This window comes from Enterobacter sp. UNJFSC 003 (assembly GCF_036903355.1).
In the GTDB taxonomy this organism is placed as follows: Bacteria; Pseudomonadota; Gammaproteobacteria; order Enterobacterales; family Enterobacteriaceae; genus Enterobacter.
The window spans coordinates 1-1,252 of record NZ_JBAKHK010000027.1 but is presented as its reverse complement, the minus strand read 5'-3'; the positions used below and the strand labels follow the sequence as shown (position 1 = coordinate 1,252).

The 1,252-nt window shown below is 50.2% G+C and carries 2 tRNA genes and 2 rRNA genes; all 4 read left to right on the top strand.

The window, feature by feature from the left end:
- Nucleotides 1-52: ribosomal RNA gene (locus tag V5P19_RS22880) — 16S ribosomal RNA — on the top strand; the annotation flags it as partial.
- Nucleotides 53-122: 70 nt separating this feature from the next.
- A tRNA-Ile gene (locus V5P19_RS22875) sits at nt 123-199 on the top strand.
- 109 nt (nt 200-308) lie between these two features.
- A tRNA-Ala gene (locus V5P19_RS22870) sits at nt 309-384 on the top strand.
- A 182-nt stretch (nt 385-566) separates the two neighbouring features.
- Nucleotides 567-1,252 (top strand): 23S ribosomal RNA (locus V5P19_RS22865); the annotation flags it as partial.

Sequence of the window (1,252 nt, the reverse complement as noted above, 5' to 3'; positions counted from 1 at the left end):
GAAGTCGTAACAAGGTAACCGTAGGGGAACCTGCGGTTGGATCACCTCCTTACCTTAAAGAACCTGCCTTTGTAGTGTCCACACAGATTGTCTGATGAAAAATAGCAGTAAAAAATCTCTGCAGGCTTGTAGCTCAGGTGGTTAGAGCGCACCCCTGATAAGGGTGAGGTCGGTGGTTCAAGTCCACTCAGGCCTACCAAATTCGCCTCGGTGCTGCGTTGCGGCAATGCTCACATACCTAAGTATGCTTCGCATTACCACGCCTTGCCCGGAAACGAATTAGGGTAACAGAGATTTGTGTATACGATGGGGTTATAGCTCAGCTGGGAGAGCGCCTGCCTTGCACGCAGGAGGTCTGCGGTTCGATCCCGCATAGCTCCACCATCCTTTTACTGCGAAAAACAAGAAAACTTCAGAGTGAACCTGAAAAGGTGCACTGCGAAGTTTTGCTCTTTAAAAATCTGGATCAAGCTGAAAATTGAAACGACACACATGTAATGTGTGTTCGAGTCTCTCAAATTTTCGCAAAACGATGATGAATCGCAAGAAACATCTTCGGGTTGTGAGGTTAAGCGACTAAGCGTACACGGTGGATGCCCTGGCAGTCAGAGGCGATGAAGGACGTGCTAATCTGCGATAAGCGCCGGCGAGGTGATATGAACCTTTGACCCGGCGATTTCCGAATGGGGAAACCCAGTGTGTTCCGACACACTATCGTTAAGTGAATACATAGCTTAACGAAGCGAACCGGGGGAACTGAAACATCTAAGTACCCCGAGGAAAAGAAATCAACCGAGATTCCCCCAGTAGCGGCGAGCGAACGGGGAGCAGCCCAGAGTCTGAATCAGCTTGTGTGTTAGTGGAAGCGTCTGGAAAGTCGCACGGTACAGGGTGATAGTCCCGTACACGAAAGCACACATGCTGTGAACTCGAAGAGTAGGGCGGGACACGTGGTATCCTGTCTGAATATGGGGGGACCATCCTCCAAGGCTAAATACTCCTGACTGACCGATAGTGAACCAGTACCGTGAGGGAAAGGCGAAAAGAACCCCGGCGAGGGGAGTGAAACAGAACCTGAAACCGTGTACGTACAAGCAGTGGGAGCCTACTTGTTGGGTGACTGCGTACCTTTTGTATAATGGGTCAGCGACTTATATTCTGTAGCAAGGTTAACCGTATAGGGGAGCCGAAGGGAAACCGAGTCTTAACTGGGCGTTAAGTTGCAGGGTATAGACCCGAAACCCGGTGATCT